This is a genomic window from Pseudomonas sp. NS1(2017) (assembly GCF_002269425.1).
GTDB classification, from domain to species: domain Bacteria; phylum Pseudomonadota; class Gammaproteobacteria; order Pseudomonadales; family Pseudomonadaceae; genus Aquipseudomonas; species Aquipseudomonas reactans.
Genome location: NZ_CP022960.1, coordinates 2,449,411 through 2,467,873 on the forward strand (window position 1 = coordinate 2,449,411; position 18,463 = coordinate 2,467,873).

Here is an 18,463-nt window from a genome sequence, read left to right on the forward strand (position 1 = left end):
ACCCATGGCAAACGTGCAAAGCGGCAAAATGATCGTCGGTCTCGATATCGGCACCTCCAAGGTGGTGGCGCTGGTGGGCGAGGTCGGGGAAGACGGCGTTATCGAAATCGTCGGTATTGGCACGCATCCGTCCCGGGGCCTGAAGAAGGGCGTGGTGGTGAACATCGAGTCCACCGTGCAATCGATCCAGCGCGCCATCGAAGAAGCGCAGCTGATGGCCGGTTGCCGGATCCACTCGGCGTTCGTCGGCGTGGCGGGCAACCATATCCGCAGCCTGAACTCCCACGGCATCGTGGCGATCCGCGACCGCGAAGTCAGCTCCGCCGACCTTGAGCGCGTCCTCGACGCTGCCCAGGCCGTGGCGATCCCGGCTGACCAGCGCGTGTTGCACACCCTGCCGCAGGACTACGTGATCGACAACCAGGAAGGCGTTCGTGAGCCGCTGGGCATGTCCGGCGTACGTCTGGAAGCCAAGGTTCACGTAGTGACCTGCGCCGTCAACGCCGCACAGAACATTGAAAAATGCGTGCGCCGCTGCGGCCTGGAAATCGACGACATCATTCTTGAGCAGTTGGCCTCGGCCTACTCGGTACTGACCGACGACGAAAAAGAACTGGGCGTGTGCCTGGTGGACATCGGCGGCGGCACCACCGACATCGCGATCTTCACCGAGGGTGCGATCCGTCACACCGCCGTGATCCCGATTGCCGGCGACCAGGTGACCAACGACATCGCCATGGCGCTGCGTACACCGACCCAGTACGCCGAAGAAATCAAGATTCGTTACGCCTGCGCCCTGGCCAAGCTGGCCGGTGCCGGCGAGACCATCAAGGTGCCGAGCGTGGGCGACCGTCCACCGCGCGAACTGTCGCGCCAGGCCCTGGCCGAAGTGGTCGAGCCGCGCTACGACGAACTGTTCACCCTGATCCAGGCGGAACTGCGTCGCAGCGGCTACGAAGATCTGATCCCGGCCGGCATCGTGCTGACCGGTGGCACCTCGAAGATGGAAGGCGCGGTCGAGTTGGCCGAGGAAATCTTCCACATGCCCGTCCGCCTGGGCGTGCCCCATGGCGTCAAAGGCCTGGGCGACGTGGTGCGCAACCCGATTTATTCCACCGGTGTGGGCTTGCTGTTGTACGGGCTGCAAAAGCAGACCGACGGCATTTCCCTGTCGGGCCCGAGCAACCGTGACAGCTACCGCAGCGACGACGAGGCGAAAGCGCCGTTGTTCGAGCGTCTGCAGGCATGGGTCAAGGGCAATTTTTAAGATTTACCGCGACACCGTTGTAAGCAGTAGGCGAAAAAACTAGAGAAATGAAAGGAGAGGGAACATGTTCGAACTCGTAGACAACATCCCCGCAAGCCCGGTTATCAAAGTAATCGGTGTCGGCGGTGGCGGCGGCAACGCTGTCAACCACATGGTCAAGAGCAACATTGAAGGCGTTGAATTCATCTGCGCCAACACTGATGCCCAGGCGCTGAAAAGCATCGGCGCGCGGACCATCCTGCAATTGGGCACCGCGGTGACCAAAGGCCTCGGCGCTGGCGCCAATCCGGAAGTCGGCCGTCAAGCCGCACTGGAAGACCGCGAGCGTATTGCCGAAGTGCTGCAAGGCACCAACATGGTGTTCATCACCACGGGCATGGGCGGTGGTACCGGTACCGGTGCTGCGCCGATCATTGCCGAAGTGGCCAAGGAAATGGGCATTCTGACGGTCGCAGTCGTGACCCGTCCGTTCCCGTTCGAAGGTCGCAAGCGCATGCAGATCGCCGACGAAGGTATCCGTCTGCTGTCTGAAAGCGTCGACTCGTTGATCACCATCCCCAACGAGAAGCTGCTGACCATCCTGGGCAAGGACGCAAGCCTGCTGTCCGCCTTCGCCAAGGCTGACGATGTACTGGCTGGTGCCGTTCGCGGTATCTCCGACATCATCAAGCGCCCAGGCATGATCAACGTCGACTTTGCCGACGTACGTACCGTGATGAGCGAAATGGGCATGGCGATGATGGGCACTGGCTGCGCCAGCGGTCCGAACCGTGCGCGTGAAGCCACTGAAGCGGCCATCCGCAACCCGTTGCTGGAAGACGTGAACCTGCAAGGTGCACGCGGCATCCTGGTGAACATCACCGCCGGTCCTGACCTGTCCCTGGGTGAGTACTCCGACGTGGGTAGCATCATCGAAGCCTTCGCTTCCGAGCACGCGATGGTCAAAGTCGGTACCGTGATCGATCCGGACATGCGCGACGAGCTGCATGTAACCGTGGTTGCGACCGGCCTGGGTGCAAAAATCGAGAAGCCTGTGAAGGTGATCGACAACACTCTGCACAACGCCCAAGCCAGCCACGCCAGCCAAGCGGCTGCCGCTCCAGCGCCTTCGCGCCAGGAACTGCCTTCGGTGAACTACCGTGATCTGGACCGTCCGACCGTGATGCGCAACCAGGCTCAGGCCGGTGCTGCGGCGTCCCGTAGCCCGAATCCGCAAGATGATCTGGACTATCTGGACATCCCGGCATTCCTGCGTCGTCAGGCCGATTAATGGAATGTATCAGGGCTATGAAGGTGATTGGTGTTCAGCAAAGGTCTGGTCTGCTATTATCGCCAGCCTTTGTTGATACCAGTTCGCAATTTGCGCTGAAGCGGTCCAAGCCATGATTAAACAACGCACCCTGAAGAATATTATTCGTGCCACAGGTGTAGGTCTGCACTCCGGGGAGAAGGTATACCTGACCCTCAAGCCTGCACCTGTCGACACCGGCATCGTGTTTGTGCGTGCCGACCTGGACCCTGTCGTGCATATTCCTGCTCGCGCGGAAAACGTTGGCGAAACCACTATGTCGACCACATTGGTCAACGGTGACGTCAAAGTGGACACGGTGGAGCACTTGCTCTCGGCCATGGCTGGCCTGGGCATCGATAACGCCTACGTCGAGCTCTCCGCGTCCGAAGTCCCGATCATGGATGGCAGCGCTGGACCCTTCGTATTCTTGATTCAATCTGCCGGCCTGGAAGAACAGGACGCAGCCAAGAAGTTCATTCGCATTCTGCGGGAAGTGACAGTAGAAGACGGCGACAAGCGCGCCACCTTCGTCCCGTTCGAAGGCTTTAAAGTGAGCTTTGAGATCGATTTCGATCACCCGGTATTCCGTGACCGCACCCAAAGTGCAAGCGTGGATTTTTCCAGCACTTCGTTCGTAAAAGAAGTCAGCCGCGCCCGTACCTTTGGTTTCATGAGTGACATCGAGTACCTGCGCAAGCACAACCTCGCACTCGGCGGCAGCGTTGAAAACGCCATTGTGGTCGACGCGGATGGTGTACTGAACGAAGACGGCCTTCGCTATGAAGACGAATTCGTGAAGCACAAGATCCTCGATGCAATCGGTGACCTCTACCTGCTGGGCAATAGCCTGATAGGCGAGTTCAAAGGCTTCAAGTCGGGCCACGCCCTTAACAACCAGCTGCTGCGCAAGTTGATTGAGCAGACAGACGCTTGGGAAGTCGTGACCTTCGAAGATGCCAGCACCGCACCGATCTCTTACATGCGTCCCGTTGCGGCGGTGTAAGTAACAACTCTCTTTCTTTAGTTTTGAAAGGCCGCCTTCGGGTGGCCTTTTTTTATGCCTGATTATTAGCATCCACAATTCGGTTACGCCCAGTGTGCTTGGCTTCATACAGCGCCTGGTCCGCACTCAGCAACAACGCCTCCAACGACTGTCGACTGCGCTTGTCCCACGTGCTCATGCCAATGCTCACCGTAATCGGTTGCTTATCCCCTCCCACCCTCGGTAAGTGCTCGATACCGCTGCGGATATGCTCGGCAATCACCCAGGCGCCCTGGGCGTCGGTCACCGGCAGCACTACTGCAAACTCTTCGCCGCCATAACGTGCGGCCAGGTCGGCCGGGCGGCGGATGTTGGTGCCGATTACCTGGGCGACGGTGCGTAATGCTGCATCGCCGCCGTGATGGCCATGACGGTCGTTGAACGCCTTGAAGTGGTCCACATCAATCATCAACACGGTCAGCGGTTCGGTCGAGCGTTGCGCGCGATCCCATTCCAGACGCAGGCGCTCGTCGAGGATACGGCGGTTGGCCAGGCCGGTGAGCGCGTCGGTAGCTGCCAGTTCTGACAGCACTCGCTCAGTGCGATAGCGGCGGCGCAGTTCCCGGCGCAGCATCCAGGTCAGCCATAACAGCCCAATACAGAGGACGCCGGTGGCGCTACTGACCAGTAGCGCGGCGCGTTGCCAGGGGGCGAACACATCATCGGCGGATAACGCCACCACCACTATCAGCGGCAGCTCTCCGACGTTGCTGAATGTATACAGCCGTTCCTGGCCAGAAATGGCAGAAATCGCCCGAAAACTGCCTTGGCCCTCGCGCAGCATACGTTTGAAGTTGGGGCGATCACTCAGATCTTTGTCGATCATGTCGCGTTCCAGCAAGGGCTGCTGGGCCAGGAGAATGCCGTGGGTATTCAGCAGATTGACAGAGCTGCCATTACCGATGGCCAGGCGATTGAACAACTGATCGAAATACGCCAAGCGCATGGTCGCCACGGCTACCCCAGCAAACTCGCCATTGGGGCCGGACACCCGGCGGCTGAATGCAATGCGCCACACCTGGTCGCAGGCGCAGTGGATCTTGAATGGCCGGCTGATGAACAACCCCGCCTGGGATGTGCTTTGGTGGGCTTGGAAATAATCGCGATTGGCGAAATTGCGCGGCGTCGGCCACAGCGTCGAAGAGTCTGCAATCACCGCGCCGTTGGCGTCCAGTAACAGCACCTCACCTTTGAAGGGGGCTGCTGTGGATTGATCAAACTGCACAAGGTGCCGGATGTCCGGTGACACCTGGTTCAAGTCCTTGCGCGTGGTGGCGGCGATCAGCCCTTGCAGGGCCAAATCGTAGAGTTCGACGTTGCGCAGCACGTCGGCATTGATCAGTTGAGTGATGTTGCTGGTCGCGCGCTTGGCAGCCTGCAGGGTGCTGGCGTGCTCGCGGATCAGCAGCGCCGCGACGATCACCACGATCAGGACGACAGTGAAACCACTGCCCAGCATCAGAAACAGCTCCGGGCTGGCCGGCGGGGTGCGAGAACTGGTTTGACTCATCGGGCAGACTTCAGCGGTGAGGATGCTGGCAGTTTAGTTCTACCCGATGAAAATTAAATACTTGGTTAAAAAGAAAGATGTGTCCGTCAGAACACGTTGATCGGGTAATCGACGATTACTCGGTACTCATCCACATCCCGATCCACCGCTGAATAGCCGTTGCCGCCGCGATTGGTCGCCCATTGCAGACGCACCGCCAAATCCTTGGCCTTGCCACCCTGGACCACGTACTTCAGGTCGATGTCCCGTTCCCAGTGTTTGGCATCTTTGCCATCGGCGCTGTACCAGGCGCTGTAGCCGCGGCTTTGCGGGTCGACCTTGGTCAGGTCGGTCTTGCCGCTGATGTAGGACACGGCCGAGGTCAGGCCGGGCATACCGAGGCCGGCGAAGTCGTAGGCGTACTTGAGCTTCCAGGACCGTTCGTTGGGGCCGTTGAAGTCGGAGTACTGCTGGGAGTTATCCAGGTAGATGCTGTCGCCCTGGGCGATGTAGTCGAACGGCGTATTGCCGTTGACCCGCTGGTAGGTAGCAGTGACGCTATGGTTTCCCACGCCGACGGTGAAGTGCAGGCTGTAGGTGTTGTTGTCGATATCCCCGAGCAGGGATTGGCCGGTGTCCTGGGTGTGGTAGTAGTGCAGGCCCGGGTTGAGGCTGACCAGGTCATTCAGCGCGTAGGTGTAGTCCAGGTCGTAGTAGTACTGGTTCCACACATCCTTGAGTTCGGAGGCATAGAGGTTGCTGGTCAGCCCTTCGATGCCGCTGAACGACACACCGGCCCAGTTCATGTGCTGACTGTCGGTATTGTTCGGCAGAGCACCGTAACTGGTGCCGATGCGGCGGTGGCCGCTCTGGTTGTAGAGTTTGGTGAAGCTGGCCTGGCCGCCTTCGACCATCCAGCCGTCGAAGCTGTGGTTGGTCAGGCTGGCGCCACGAAAGGTCTGCGGCAGCATGCGGGTCATGCCACCGGCGATCACCGGGTTGTTGAGGAACAGGTCACCGGCCTTCAATTCGGTGTCGAACGCGCGCATTTTCAGGGTGCCGCCGGCCGTCGAGAACGAACCGGGCGCCTTGCCGTTGCCACTGCCGTACGGAAGGATGCTGGACCCATCGGTGCCGCCACCGCCATCCAGTTTGAGGCCGAGCATGGCGTGGGCGTCCAGGCCGAAGCCGACGGTGCCTTGGGTGTAACCGGACTCGAAGGTGCCGAGAAAACCCTGGCCCCATTCCTTGCTGTCATCGGTGTGAATGTCGCGACGGTCGCGGTTCATGTAGTAGTTGCGGGTGTTGATGGTGAGGTGGGCGCCTTCGACAAAACCGTCGGCGGGGGTGGTGTCTGCCGCGTGGGCAAGGGGGGCAATCGTTGCTGCAATCGCGAGGAATAACGGGGTGAACGTCAGCGAGTTCTTCACCGGTGGAGCTCCTTTGGTCAATCGAAAACGGCCAATGTCGTTGGGTGTGCCTGGCCTTTTTTACGGCAAAAAAAAGCCGCTGAAGTCAGCGGCTTTAAGACAGATTCCCAGTGTAGAGCCCTGGAAAAAAGTCGAGGGAAATTCGGGTAAGCGGAGACTGCCTTTGCCGTCGCGCTCATCGATGCGTCAAATTAACGCAGGCGAGCGGTACGATACAGAGTGTAACAAGATAATGACTGTTGCCCAAATCGCAACAGTCAGGCGTTAGACCGGCAGGGTAATGCCAAACGTATTCCCGCCGCCGTCGCTGCGCACGAACACATCGCCGCCGTGCATCAGGGCAATCGCCTTGACGATGGCCAGCCCCAGGCCGTGATTGGCCCCGCTGTTGCTGCGCGACGCGTCCACCCGATAGAAGCGTTCGAACAGGCGCGGCAGATGCTCGCTGGCAATCGCATCGCCAGGGTTGGTCACGCCGATGGCCACCTGATGCTCCTGCACCTCGATGTTCACAACGATGACCTGTCCGGGCGCGGTGTGTTGTACCGCGTTGCTCAGCAGGTTGATCAAGGCACGGCGCAGGTGGGCTCTTTCGATCTGCACCGTGGCATCGCCGCGTACCTGCACCTCGACTTGCGCGTCTTCGAGGATGAAGTCCAGGTAGTCGAGGGTAGTCGCCACTTCGTCGGCCAGGGAGCTTTCGATCAGCTTGGTGGCCTTGCTGCCCTGGTCGGCGCTGGCCAGGAACAGCATGTCGTTGATGATCGAGCGCAGGCGCTCCAGTTCTTCAAGATTGGATTGCAGCACCTCGAAGTAATGTTCGGCCGACCGCCCGCGGGTCAGGGCCACTTGGGTCTGGCCGATCAGGTTGGTCAACGGCGAGCGCAGTTCGTGGGCCACATCGGCGTTGAACGACTCCAGGCGCGAATAGGCCTGCTCGACGCGGTCCAGCGTAGAGTTGAACGAGTTGACGAACTGGCTCAGTTCCGGCGGCAATGGCGACAGTTGCAGGCGCCCGGAGAGCTTGGGCGGTGCGAGTTTCTGCGCTTCATCCGAAAGCTTGCCCAACGGCTTTAGGCCGATGCGCGCGACCCAGAAACCCAGTAACGAAGCGAGTACCACACCGACCAATGCGAGACTGACCAGCGCTACCAGCAGGTGGTGCTGGGTGGCGCGGAAGTTTTCGGTGTCGATGGCGATCATGAAGCGCAGCGGCGGGCGTTGATCCTTGGCTGGGAACTGGCTCACCAGCACTTTGAGCGGATATTCGCGCCCCGGCAGGCGCAGGTCGCGCTTGCCCGTCGGCCCTTCGGCAAAGGCGCGGATCTGTGCGTCGGGGTTACCATACTCGTAGTTTGGATCGCTGCTCACGACCCAGAAGCGGATGCGTTTGTCCTCCTCGCCCAACAATTTGAGCTTGGCCTGCATCTTCACCCAATGGTCCGGCGTGCCGAAACGGTTTACCGAAGACTCCAACACGCTGTAACGCGCATCCAGCTCGGCGCCCGGCAACAAGCCCAGGCTGCGGTCCACCTGTTGATACAGCGCGCCGCCGATCAACAGGAAGATCAGCGCCGCCACCAGGGTGAATAGGCTACTCAGGCGCAGGGCAATGGAGTTAGTTGCCACTCCGGCTCTCCAGCACATACCCCATGCCCCGGATGGTGTGCAGCAGCTTGGTGTCGAACGGCCCGTCAAGCTTGGCGCGCAGGCGCTTGATCGCCACTTCCACCACGTTGGCGTCACTGTCGAAATTGATGTCCCAGACCATTTCCGCAATTGCGGTCTTGGACAGGATTTCACCCTGGCGCCGCGCCAATACGCTGAGCAGCGAGAACTCCTTGGCGGTCAGGTCCAGGCGCAGGCCGTTGCGACTGGCCTTGCGGCTGATCAGGTCGATCCACAGGTCGGCGACGGTCACCTGCACCGGCTCATGCCCACCGCTGCGACGGGTCAGGGCTTGCAGGCGGGCGACCAGCTCTAGGAAGGAGAAGGGTTTGCCCAGGTAGTCGTCGGCGCCTTCGCGCAGGCCGCGGATACGATCTTCCACGCGTTCGCGAGCGGTCAGCATGATCACCGGTGTCTGTTTGCGCGCACGCAAGGCGCGCAGCACGCCAAAGCCGTCGAGGCCGGGCAGCATCACGTCGAGCACGATCACTGCGTAGTCGTTTTCGAGCGCCAGGTGCAGGCCCTCGACGCCTTCGCGGGCCACATCGACGGTATAGCCTTGCTCCGTCAGACCACGGTGCAGGTAGTCCGCGGTTTTTTCTTCATCTTCAATAATCAGGACGCGCATATCACCGCCTCAAGCTGTGGTCACCAACGCAGGCGTTGGTGTGGGCCGGTGGAAAAACTTCTCAAGGTACAAGTATATGACCGGTGTGGTGAACAGCGTCAGTGCCTGGCTCACCAGCAGGCCGCCGACCACCGCGATACCCAGCGGCTGGCGCATTTCCGCACCGGGGCCGGCGCCGAGCATCAGCGGCACCGCGCCAAGCAGGGCGGCGAGGGTGGTCATGATGATCGGCCGGAACCGTGTGACACAGGCTTCATAGATCGCATCTTCCGGCGACAAGCCCCTGACACGCTGAGCCTCCAGGGCAAAGTCGATCATCAGGATGCCGTTCTTCTTCACGATACCGATCAACAGCACCAGGCCGATCAGCGCCATGATCGAAAAGTCCTGCCCCATCAGTGACAGCATGATCAGCGCGCCCAACCCTGCCGAGGGCAAGGTCGAAATGATCGTCAGCGGGTGCACGAAGCTCTCGTACAGCACGCCGAGGATGATATACACCGCCACTAGCGCCGCCAGGATCAGCCACGGTTGGCTGGCCAGCGAACTCTGGAACGCCTGGGCAGCGCCCTGGAAGTTGCCGATGATGGTGGTCGGCATGCCAATTTCATTCTTGGCCTGGTTGAGCATGATCACCGCGTCGCCCAGGGCCACGCCCGGCGCCAGGTTGAACGACAGGTTGGCGGCCGGGAACATGCCGTCGTGGCTGATCGAAAGCGGCCCCACGGTGGGCGGATCGACTTTGGCCAGGGCCGACAGTGGCACCATCTCGTCTGTCAGCGGCGAGCGCAGGTAGAAGTAGTTGAGGCTCTCGGCCTTGCCGCGTTGTTGGGTGTCCAGTTCCAGCACCACTTGGTACTGGTTGATCTCGGTCTGGAACTCGTTGATCTGGCGTTGACCGAAAGCATCGTACAGCGCCTGGTCCACATCGGTGGCGGTGAGGCCAAAGCGCGCAGCGGCCTGGCGGTCGATGCTGATGTGGGTAATGCTGCCGCCCAGTTGCAGGTCATTGGACAGGTCGCGGAAGGCCGGGTTGGCGCGCAGTTTTTCGGTGAGGCGCTGGGTCCAGGTATTGAGCGTCGGGCCGTCGTTGCTCTTGAGCACATACTGGTACTGGGCGCGGCTGGGGCCGGAGCTCAAGTTGATGTCTTGCCCTGCACGCAGGTACAGCACGATGCCCGGCACCTTGGCCAGTTTCGGGCGGATGCGGTCGATGAACTGGCTGGCGGACACATCGCGGTCGCCGCGGTCTTTCAAGGCGATCCAGAAGCGGCCGTTGGCGATGGTCTGGTTGCTGCCCGTCACGCCGACCGAGTGCGAAAACGCCTCCACCGCCGGGTCGGCCTTGACGATCTCGGCCAGGGCTTTGTGCTTGGCGACCATGTCCGGGTAGGACACATCGGCCGCCGCTTCGCTGGTGCCGAGTACAAAGCCGGTGTCTTGCACGGGGAAGAAGCCCTTGGGGATAAACACATAGCCGACCACGGCCAAGGCCAGGGTCACCACGAAGATCGCCGCCATGCTGCGTTGATGGGCCAGGGCACGACGCAGGTTACGTGCATAGCCGGCCAGCAGTCGCTCGCTGAAACCGGGTTTGTCGTGGGCATGATGAGTGGGCGCGCGCATGAACAGCGCGGCGAGTGTCGGCGCCAACGTAAGCGAGACCACCACCGAAATCAGGATGGTCGAGGTGGCCGTCAGGGCGAACTCCTTGAACAGCCGCCCAACCACCCCGCCCATGAACAGCAGCGGAATGAACGCCGCCACCAGCGAGAAGCTGATGGACACCACGGTAAAGCCGATTTCACCGGCGCCTTTGATCGCCGCTTCGCGCTTGTCGAGCCCGGCTTCCAGGTGGCGGTGAATGTTTTCCACCACCACGATGGCGTCGTCCACCACAAACCCCACGGCGATCACGATCGCCACCAGCGTGAGGTTGTTCAAGCTGAAGCCCATCAGGTACATCAGCGCAAAGCTGGCGACCAGCGATACGCCCAGCACACTGGACACAATCATCGTTGCCGACAATTGGCGCAGGAACAGCGCCATCACCGCCACCACCAGCAGGATGGCGATCAGCAGCGTCACCTCCACTTCATGCAGGGAGGCGCGAATGGTCTTGGTACGGTCAGTCAATACGCTGACCTGCACCGACGCCGGCAGCATGGCTTGCAGGCGCGGCAGCTCGGCTTGAACGCGGTCCACGGTCTCGACGATGTTCGCGCCGGGTTGGCGCGAGATCACCAGGTTGACGCCAGGCGTGTCGCCGGACCAGGCCTGTACGTAGGCGTTTTCCGAACCGTTGATGACCTTGGCGATATCCCGCAGTTGAACGGGTGCTCCGTCCTTGTAGGACACGATCAACTGCGCGTAGTCCTCCGGATGAAACAACTGGTCGTTGGTCGACAGGGTCGACACGCTGTTCTCGCCGTAGATCGCGCCCTTGGCCAGGTTGAGGCTCGATTGCTGGATGGCCAGGCGGATATCGGCCAGGGTCAGGCCGATGGCGGCGAGTTTGTCTGGCGATGCTTGGACGCGGATCGCCGGGCGCTGCTGGCCGGTGATGTTGATCTGACCGACGCCGTCGATCTGGCTGATCTGCCTGGCCAGCAGGGTTTCCACGTAATCACTCAGTTCGGTGCTGGGCATGCTGTTGGAGCTGACGCTGAGGATCAGTACCGGGCTGTCCGCCGGGTTGACCTTTTTCCAGGTCGGCAGGCTCGGCATATCGCTGGGCAGCTTGCCGGACGCGGTGTTGATCGCTGCCTGTACTTCCTGCGCGGCAGTATCGATGCTTTTGTTCAGGGTGAATTGCAGGGTCAGGAGGCTTGAACCCAAGGCACTGCTGGAGGTCATCTGGGTCATGCCGGGGATGGCGCTGAATTGCACTTCCAACGGCGTGGCCACGGACGAGGCCATGGTGTCCGGGCTGGCACCGGGCAAGGTGGCGGTGACCTGGATCGTCGGAAATTCCGCTTCCGGCAGTGGGGCGATTGCCAGGCGCGGGAAGGCAATGAGCCCGAGCAGCACCAGGGCAAAGGTCAGCAGCAGGGTGGCGACCGGGTGGTCGACGCACCAGGCTGACGGCGAACGGCTCATGGCTGCACCTTGGCATCGACGGTCTGGATCACCTGCGGCGGCTCCTTGAGGACTTCCACCTGGGCGCCGGCCTTGAGCCTCGACTGGCCGTCGCTGACCAGCACATCGCCAGCCTGCACGCCTTTGATGATGTTCACGTCGCTGTCCTGGTAGGTGACCCGCACCGGCACCACGTCCACCTTGTCACCGTTGACCCGGTACACAAAATGCGAGTCCAGGCCGCGTTGCACCACGGTTGGTGGCACCACCAAGGCGTTTTTGTCGAGGGCGGTCTGGATCTTGATGGTCACCAGTTGCCCCGGCCACAGGCGCTGCGAGGCATTGTTGAATTCAGCTTTGGCGCGCAGGGTGCCGGTGGTGGAGCTGATCTGGTTGTCGATCAGGCTCAAGTGGCCTTCGCCGAGCAAGTCGCCGGTCTGGCCATCGGTGTCGGCACCCAGGTAGGCATCGACGCTGGCTTTTGTGGGCGCTGCGATCAGGCCCTGCAAGGTGGGCAGCATCTGTTGCGGCAGGGAGAACTCGACGGCAATCGGGTCGATCTGAGTCACGGAAAACAGGCCTTGGGTGTCGGCGGTGCGCAGGAAGTTGCCTTCATCCACGGTGCGAATACCGACACGACCACTGACCGGCGAACGAATCTGGGTGTAGGAAAGTTGTACCTGAGCCGAATCGATTGCGGCCTGGTTGCCTTGCGCGGTGGCCTTGAGCTGGTTGACCAGGGCTTGTTGCTGGTCATAAGTCTGCTTGGACACGCCGTCGTCGACGCTCAATTCCTTGTAGCGCTTGAGGTTGACCAGCGCCACCTGCAATTGCGCCTGGCTTTCGCCCAGTTGAGCCTTGGCCTGGTCCAGGCTGGCGCGGATCGAGCGGTCGTCGATGGTCGCCAGCAGGTCACCGGCCTTGACCAACTGGCCTTCCTTGACCAGCAATTTAGTCAGAATGCCGTCCACTTGCGGGCGAATCACCACACTGTGTAGCGACAACACTGAGCCGATCCCGCTGACAAAGCGCGGAATGTCCTGCTGCACCACGCTCACCACCCGCACCGGAATCGCGGTGGGTGCCGCCAGTTTGGACTTGGCCGGGCGGCTCAGTGCCCAGGCTGCAACGGCCAACACCACTAGGACACCCACGATCAGGGCGGTTTTTCGTTGAATGTGCATGGGGTGAGGCGCCAGGGCAAAGGATTGGAGGTGTGTGAGGCCTTTATAGCCGGTCAACCGGGTCAGCACGGTGACTGCTAACTGACGGCGCTGTCAGCAAAGGCCGACCATTCGTACAGGCGATGGTTAAAGATCCGAGGCGGGCAGGTATACTGCGCGCCAGCGTGGCCCGCAAGCAGGTCCCGCGTCATTTCTTGCACGCTCCGGAGCTTCCATGACTTCCCCGACACAACCCCCTGTTGAAGCGGCCGACCTCGTCGATCCGGCCAGCGCCGAAGGCGTTGAAAAAGCCGAGATCCCGGCGTTCAAGTTTCCGTTCAAGCCGGGTGAACTGGCTGGGGCCAAGAATGCCGCCCAGCCCTGGTACAAGAATGGAGCCAAGAACGGCCACACCAAGTCCCCGGGCATGGCCCCGCCGGGCACCCGTCGCTCAATGGGTAAACGTTAAGATTAATCGGTTGTAATATTTGGCGGATATTGCCTACAGTTCCCGTCGATGTTTCTGCTTGTAGGCGTGCGACCGTTTCTTGAAAGCTTGCACAGCTTCCGCTCTGCCCTGGTTTCGTATCGGGCCTGAGCGGAGGGTGCTCTTTCCGGAAAAGGACGTTTCCCGTGGCCCTGATACAGCTTTGTGTAGCGCTTGTCCTATTGCTCGCGGTGGATGCCGTCGCAGGCATTGATCAACCACGGCGCGAAATCCGTTTTGCTGTTGCCGCGTTGTTCCCTCCCTTCCAGAGTCGCGATCCGCAAGGAAAACTGGTCGGCATGCACATCGAGCTCGGTAATGCCCTGTGCCAGCAATTGAATGTGCGCTGTACCTGGATCGATCAGGTGCTGGTCGAAAACTTCGACGACCTTGACGCCCGAAAATTCGATGCAATCATGGGCATTGCCTCCACACCTCAACGGCGCCGCCGGGTGAGTTTCACCGATAACCTCTACCCGTTCACTACGCGCCTCGTTGCGCACAGGGCCTCGGGCCTCATGCCGACTACAAAGTCACTCAAAGGCAAGCGTGTCGGCGTTTTGCTGGGGAGTAATCGCGAAGCCTTTGCCTTGTCTCAGTGGGCTCGCGAAGGCGTGATCATCAGAAGTTTTTGGCTCAACGACGAACTGGTCCGTAGCCTGGTGGCAGGGCATATCGATGCGACACTGCAGGGCCCCGTGGAAATCCGCAACGTACTGCTCGACACCGCTGCCGGCGCGGATTTCGACTTCCTGGGCCCTGCTGTTTCCGCTGAGCTACTGGGCGACGGCATCGCGATCGCATTGCGCAACACGGACACTGCGTTGCGTACTGAACTCAACCGCGCCCTCGAACAGCTCAAGCACAATGGTGAATACCAACGGATCCTTGCGCCTTATCGATTGGACCCACAATGATGGCTAATTAATTGCGCGGAACATGAGCTGGATCAGTATTTGCCCTCTCGGTGCGCTTAGAGTCGACGCCCTGCCGACTCCTCCAATAATTACGAGCGCGCTTCTCCATGAAGATCAATCTGCCGGTCACCGGTCGGAATGTGGACTTTGCCCCCGACGCCAACATCCTTTCGACCACCGACCTGACCAGCGCGATGACCTACGCCAACCAGGATTTCATCGACATCAGCGGCTACAGCCGTGACGAACTGTTGGGCATGCCGCATAACGTGCTGCGCCACCCGGATATGCCGCCCGAGGCGTTTGCCCACATGTGGCAAACCCTCAAGGGCGGGCGGTCGTGGATGGGCATGGTGAAAAACCGTTGCAAGAACGGCGATCACTATTGGGTCAGCGCCTATGCCACGCCGGTCACCCGCGACGGAGCGACGGTGGAGTATCAATCGGTGCGCACCAAGCCGGATGCCCGCAGGATTGCCCTGGCAGAGCGGGTCTACGCACGCTTGCGAGCCGGCCAGCGCCCGACGTGGCCGGCCATCGGCATGGGCATGAAACTGCTGGCTTGGGTCGCCGTCACCTGTGGTGCGACCTGGGCGTTGGGTCTGGGCCTGGCGGAATACGCGTTGGCCTGGCAATTACTGGCGCTTCTGGCGGGATGTTCGGTCGGGGCTGTGGGGGTGCGGGCGATCTTGCGGCCCCTGGCCCAGTTGCAAGAACGGGCGCGCCGCATCGCTGACAATCCCCTGAGCCAGGCGATCTATACCGGACGTCGTGACGAGTGCGGGCAGATCGAGTTTGCCTTGCATATGCTCGAAGCCCAGGTGGGCGCCGTGGTGGGCCGTATCGGCGACGCCTCTCAGCGCCTGTCCGGGCATGCCGCGCAATTGGTGCGGCACCTCGACAGCAGCCACGCCAGCAGCCTGGGTCAGCAAACCCAGACCGACCAGGTGGCGGCGGCGATCCACCAGATGGCCGCCAGCGTGGCCGAAATGGCCAACCACGCGCAGCAGGCGTCCAAGGCTGCCGACCAGGCTGGCAGCGAAACCCGCGAAGGCCATCAGCGCGTGGATCAAAGTCGTGATGCGGTATTGCGCCTGTCCCAGGAACTCGCGCGTGCCACCGAGGTGATCAACCAATTGGAAAGCCACAGCGGCGAGATCAGCGGCGTGCTGGAGGTGATCCGTACGATTGCCGAGCAGACCAACCTGTTGGCACTGAATGCCGCTATCGAAGCCGCACGCGCGGGTGAGCAGGGGCGCGGTTTTGCCGTGGTGGCCGATGAAGTGCGTGGCCTGGCCCAACGCACCCAGCAATCGACCGATGAAATCCAGCGCATGATCAGCACCCTGCAAAACGGCGCCCGTGATGCGGTGCAGGCCATGGCCCAGAGTAGCGAACACGTCGAAGCCAGCGTCGAACAAGCACAACGGGCCGCCGCCGCGCTGGATGGCATCAGCCAGCGAGTCACGCAAATCACCACCATGAGCCAGCAGATCGCAACGGCTGTGGAGGAGCAGAGCGCGGTGAGCGAAGACATCAACCGCAACATCGTCGGCATTCGGAACGCGGGGGAGGCCACCGTCAGCGCCGGGCAGCAAAGCCAGCTCAGCTCAAGCGATGTGGCGGCGTTGGCGGAGGATTTGCGTCAATTGGCGCGGGAGTTCTGGTCTAAGCCGCGCGTAGCGGGATAAACGCATAGTTGGCCGGCACCTCGGTGGCAATCTGCGCCCCGGCATCCAGCACCTGCTCGGCGATGTCCAGCCCCGACACATGGAACACCCATTCATTGGCCACGGAAGGCTGATTCTCCGCCAACTCGATCGCCTGGGCGAATGCACTCATGTCCGGCAGATAGGCCGTAAAGCCATCGCCCTTGAGCGCCGTGGTGCGAATGCCCAGCAAAGCGCACACCGCCTCTTTGGTCTGCACATCGTCGCGGTCGGCCTGGCGCGAGCGGCGGATCAGTTCAGCCAGTTCCTGGTCCAGCAGCTCACCGCCGACGATCAGCGCCGGCCCCTGTTCCCAGGATTCCGGCGGGCAATCCTTGGCGGCGGGGTTCAACGGGATATGTGGGTTGATTTCCATCGGGTAGATGCGGCACACCAATGGGCGGCGCTCATAGATGCGGCACCGGTTGTCTTCGTCAAGATTCCGGCAGCGACCGGCGTTGTAGGCGGCAAAGGTGATTGCCACAAACGCCTCGGTATTGCCGCTGGGCACCACCACCGAACGGCGCTCGGCATGCTCGCGTTGCTGCTGCGGCAGGCCCAGGCCATTGCCGAGGAAACCTTCCACCAGAACGATGACGCTACCGCCGTCCGCCGCCCACATCCGGGCTTCTGCGAGGGTCAGGGGCACGTGGTGGTCGGAGCAGCATTTGCCGCAACCGACGCAGGAAAATTGAGTATTCATGGCGGATCTGTCACCGGGCTAGGTCAGAGGGCACGCAAGAACGGTGACGGGTTTTTACCTCTGTTCACCGATTCGCTCTCTGGAAGCAAGTAACACGCCAGTGTCTGTCAGTCCTGTGGCACCACATCGCGCAGGACAAATTTCATCCCCGCGCTTTCATACAGCTGGCGAGCACGCCCATTGCTCTCCAGTACCTTGAGGTCCACATAGGGTTCGCCGCGTTGCTTGAACGCCTGGAAGCTGTGCAGCAACAAGGCACGCCCCAGCCCTTGGCCTTGGGCGCAAGGATGAATGGAAAGGTTCTTGATAAAGGCGCTGGTCCAGCACTGGGCCACGCCGAGAATGCCGTCGTCGTTGCTGACCACCAGGCACAGGGTGGGATCGAACTCGGCATCGGTGGTGAACTGGTGCTGCCAGGTTTCCAGGTTGGGCACGCGACCGCCGCCCTGGTCCTGGGTCAGGCACAACACGGCATGAATTGCTGGCGCCAGGTCGTCGCGGTAGTGGTCCAACTGCACCCCTGCGGGCCATTGCGGAGCGGGCAGGCTGCCAGTGAGATCGCGGCGCAGCAGTTGGAAATAATCGCTCACAGGCCTTTTTGCGCCACCGTTTGCGCGGCCACCACCAGGCACTTGGTCAGCTCTGGCGAGGAGAATTTGGTGAGCACCGCGTCGGCGCCGGCCAACCGGGCTTTTTCGCTGTTCATCGCACTGTCCAGGGACGTGTGCAGCAGTACATAGAGGTGTTGGAAATCCGGGGTTTCGCGCAGGGTGCGGGTCAGGGCGTAGCCGTCCATTTCCGACATTTCGATGTCCGACACCACCACATTGATCTGTTCGACCGTGCCTTGCAGCTCCAGCAGCACGTCGATGGCTTCCTTGGCACTGCGCGCGGTGTGGCAGGTGAGGCCGAGGTTGCGCAGGGTATGCACCGATTGCTGCAGGGCGACCTGGCTGTCGTCCACCACCAGGATGCGTGCGTTGCCGAGCACTTCAGCCTCTTCCATGGTCAGGTCGGTCGGCGCCGCTTCGATCGGTGCCGGGGCGATGCCGTGGATGACTTTCTCGATATCCAGCACCTGCACCAGGCCGCCTTCCACCTGGGTGACGCCGGTGATGAACGCGCGGTTGCCGCCGGAGCCATAGGGCGGCGGGCGGATGTCGGTGGTCAGGCAATGCACGATCTTGCTCACCGCCTGCACATGCAGGCCCTGCTTGGAACGGCTCACGTCGGTGACGATCAGGCAGCCGCCGTCGGGATCTGCCAAAGGCATTTCGCCGAGGGCGCGACTCAGGTCGATCACCGCCAGCGAGTTACCGCGCAGGGTAGCGATGCCTTTGACGTGGGGGTGCGACTCCGGCAGCTTGGTCAGCGGCGGGCAGGGAATGATTTCGCTGACTTTCAGCAGGTTGATCGCCATCAGCTTGCCGCTGCGCAAGGTAAAGAGCAGAAGCGAGAGTGAGTCTGCGCGGGCTTTGGTGGTGGACATAAAAACCTTCTGTGGATCAGGGATGACGATCTTCTATGGAAGGTTATCGACCTGTGCACCCAAAACTGTAGGAGCGAGCTTGCTCGCGAAAAACTCAAGGGC

15 protein-coding genes and 1 pseudogene are annotated in these 18,463 nt (G+C 61.3%); 7 read left to right on the plus strand and 9 right to left on the minus strand.

Features of this window, described 5'->3' with window-relative positions; genetic code table 11:
- The first annotated feature begins 4 nt into the window (after positions 1-4).
- The 3 genes from ftsA (at position 5) to lpxC (ending at position 3,561) form a co-directional block, all read left to right on the plus strand.
- Positions 5-1,267, plus strand: a complete 1,263-nt coding sequence (gene ftsA, locus CI807_RS11625; RefSeq protein ID WP_010213031.1) for a cell division protein FtsA — start codon at positions 5-7, stop codon at positions 1,265-1,267.
- Between the two features lie 64 nt (positions 1,268-1,331).
- Positions 1,332-2,537 carry a cell division protein FtsZ gene (gene ftsZ, locus CI807_RS11630; protein WP_016974964.1) on the plus strand — a complete coding sequence of 402 codons (1,206 nt, stop codon included), beginning with the start codon at positions 1,332-1,334 and terminating at the stop codon, positions 2,535-2,537.
- A 112-nt stretch (positions 2,538-2,649) separates the two neighbouring features.
- Positions 2,650-3,561: a UDP-3-O-acyl-N-acetylglucosamine deacetylase gene (gene lpxC / locus CI807_RS11635; RefSeq protein WP_016974965.1), complete on the plus strand. Its 912-nt coding sequence runs from the start codon at positions 2,650-2,652 to the stop codon at positions 3,559-3,561.
- Between the two features lie 52 nt (positions 3,562-3,613).
- On the opposite strand, the gene CI807_RS11640 is transcribed toward lpxC, so the two are convergent.
- The 6 genes from CI807_RS11640 to CI807_RS11665 all read right to left on the minus strand — a co-directional run bounded on the left by CI807_RS11640 (position 3,614) and on the right by CI807_RS11665 (position 13,077).
- The gene (locus CI807_RS11640; protein ID WP_095014752.1) at positions 3,614-5,110 is read right to left on the minus strand and encodes a sensor domain-containing diguanylate cyclase; all 1,497 of its coding nucleotides are present in this window, start codon (positions 5,108-5,110) and stop codon (positions 3,614-3,616) included.
- Between the two features lie 86 nt (positions 5,111-5,196).
- Positions 5,197-6,519: an OprD family porin gene (locus tag CI807_RS11645; protein ID WP_095014753.1), complete on the minus strand. Its 1,323-nt coding sequence runs from the start codon at positions 6,517-6,519 to the stop codon at positions 5,197-5,199.
- A 264-nt stretch (positions 6,520-6,783) separates the two neighbouring features.
- A complete protein-coding gene (locus CI807_RS11650) occupies positions 6,784-8,148 on the minus strand; it encodes a heavy metal sensor histidine kinase (protein ID WP_095014754.1) in 1,365 nt (454 codons plus the stop codon).
- Positions 8,138-8,815 (minus strand): heavy metal response regulator transcription factor, encoded by a 678-nt coding sequence (locus CI807_RS11655; protein ID WP_016974969.1) that lies wholly within the window; start codon positions 8,813-8,815, stop codon positions 8,138-8,140. Before CI807_RS11655 ends, CI807_RS11650 begins: the two co-directional genes overlap by 11 nt.
- A gap of 9 nt (positions 8,816-8,824) precedes the next feature.
- Positions 8,825-11,914 (minus strand): multidrug efflux RND transporter permease subunit, encoded by a 3,090-nt coding sequence (locus tag CI807_RS11660; protein WP_095014755.1) that lies wholly within the window; start codon positions 11,912-11,914, stop codon positions 8,825-8,827.
- Positions 11,911-13,077, minus strand: a complete 1,167-nt coding sequence (locus CI807_RS11665; RefSeq protein ID WP_095014756.1) for an efflux RND transporter periplasmic adaptor subunit — start codon at positions 13,075-13,077, stop codon at positions 11,911-11,913. Before CI807_RS11665 ends, CI807_RS11660 begins: the two co-directional genes overlap by 4 nt.
- A 214-nt stretch (positions 13,078-13,291) precedes the next feature.
- Between CI807_RS11665 and CI807_RS11670 the strand changes: the two genes are divergently transcribed.
- From CI807_RS11670 to CI807_RS11680, 4 genes and pseudogenes are all read left to right on the plus strand, one after another.
- On the plus strand, positions 13,292-13,525 hold the full coding sequence (locus CI807_RS11670; RefSeq protein WP_016974972.1) for a hypothetical protein: 234 nt from the start codon (positions 13,292-13,294) through the stop codon (positions 13,523-13,525).
- A 164-nt stretch (positions 13,526-13,689) separates the two neighbouring features.
- Positions 13,690-14,460, plus strand: a complete 771-nt coding sequence (locus tag CI807_RS11675) for a transporter substrate-binding domain-containing protein (protein ID WP_095014757.1) — start codon at positions 13,690-13,692, stop codon at positions 14,458-14,460.
- Positions 14,461-14,654: 194 nt separating this feature from the next.
- A pseudogene (locus CI807_RS32105) lies at positions 14,655-14,849 on the plus strand (PAS domain-containing protein); the annotation flags it as partial.
- A gap of 219 nt (positions 14,850-15,068) precedes the next feature.
- Positions 15,069-16,151 carry a methyl-accepting chemotaxis protein gene (locus CI807_RS11680; protein WP_371858005.1) on the plus strand — a complete coding sequence of 361 codons (1,083 nt, stop codon included), beginning with the start codon at positions 15,069-15,071 and terminating at the stop codon, positions 16,149-16,151.
- Here CI807_RS11680 and CI807_RS11685 read toward each other — a convergent pair.
- The 3 genes from CI807_RS11685 to CI807_RS11695 all read right to left on the minus strand — a co-directional run bounded on the left by CI807_RS11685 (position 16,129) and on the right by CI807_RS11695 (position 18,361).
- Positions 16,129-16,872 (minus strand): YkgJ family cysteine cluster protein, encoded by a 744-nt coding sequence (locus CI807_RS11685; protein ID WP_095014759.1) that lies wholly within the window; start codon positions 16,870-16,872, stop codon positions 16,129-16,131. The two genes, CI807_RS11680 and CI807_RS11685, sit on opposite strands and share 23 nt — an antisense overlap.
- 107 nt (positions 16,873-16,979) lie before the next feature.
- On the minus strand, positions 16,980-17,462 hold the full coding sequence (locus CI807_RS11690) for an N-acetyltransferase (RefSeq protein WP_095014760.1): 483 nt from the start codon (positions 17,460-17,462) through the stop codon (positions 16,980-16,982).
- Positions 17,459-18,361: a chemotaxis protein CheV gene (locus CI807_RS11695; RefSeq protein WP_016974976.1), complete on the minus strand. Its 903-nt coding sequence runs from the start codon at positions 18,359-18,361 to the stop codon at positions 17,459-17,461. The genes CI807_RS11690 and CI807_RS11695 overlap by 4 nt, the downstream gene beginning before the upstream one ends.
- Positions 18,362-18,463: the final 102 nt, after the last annotated feature.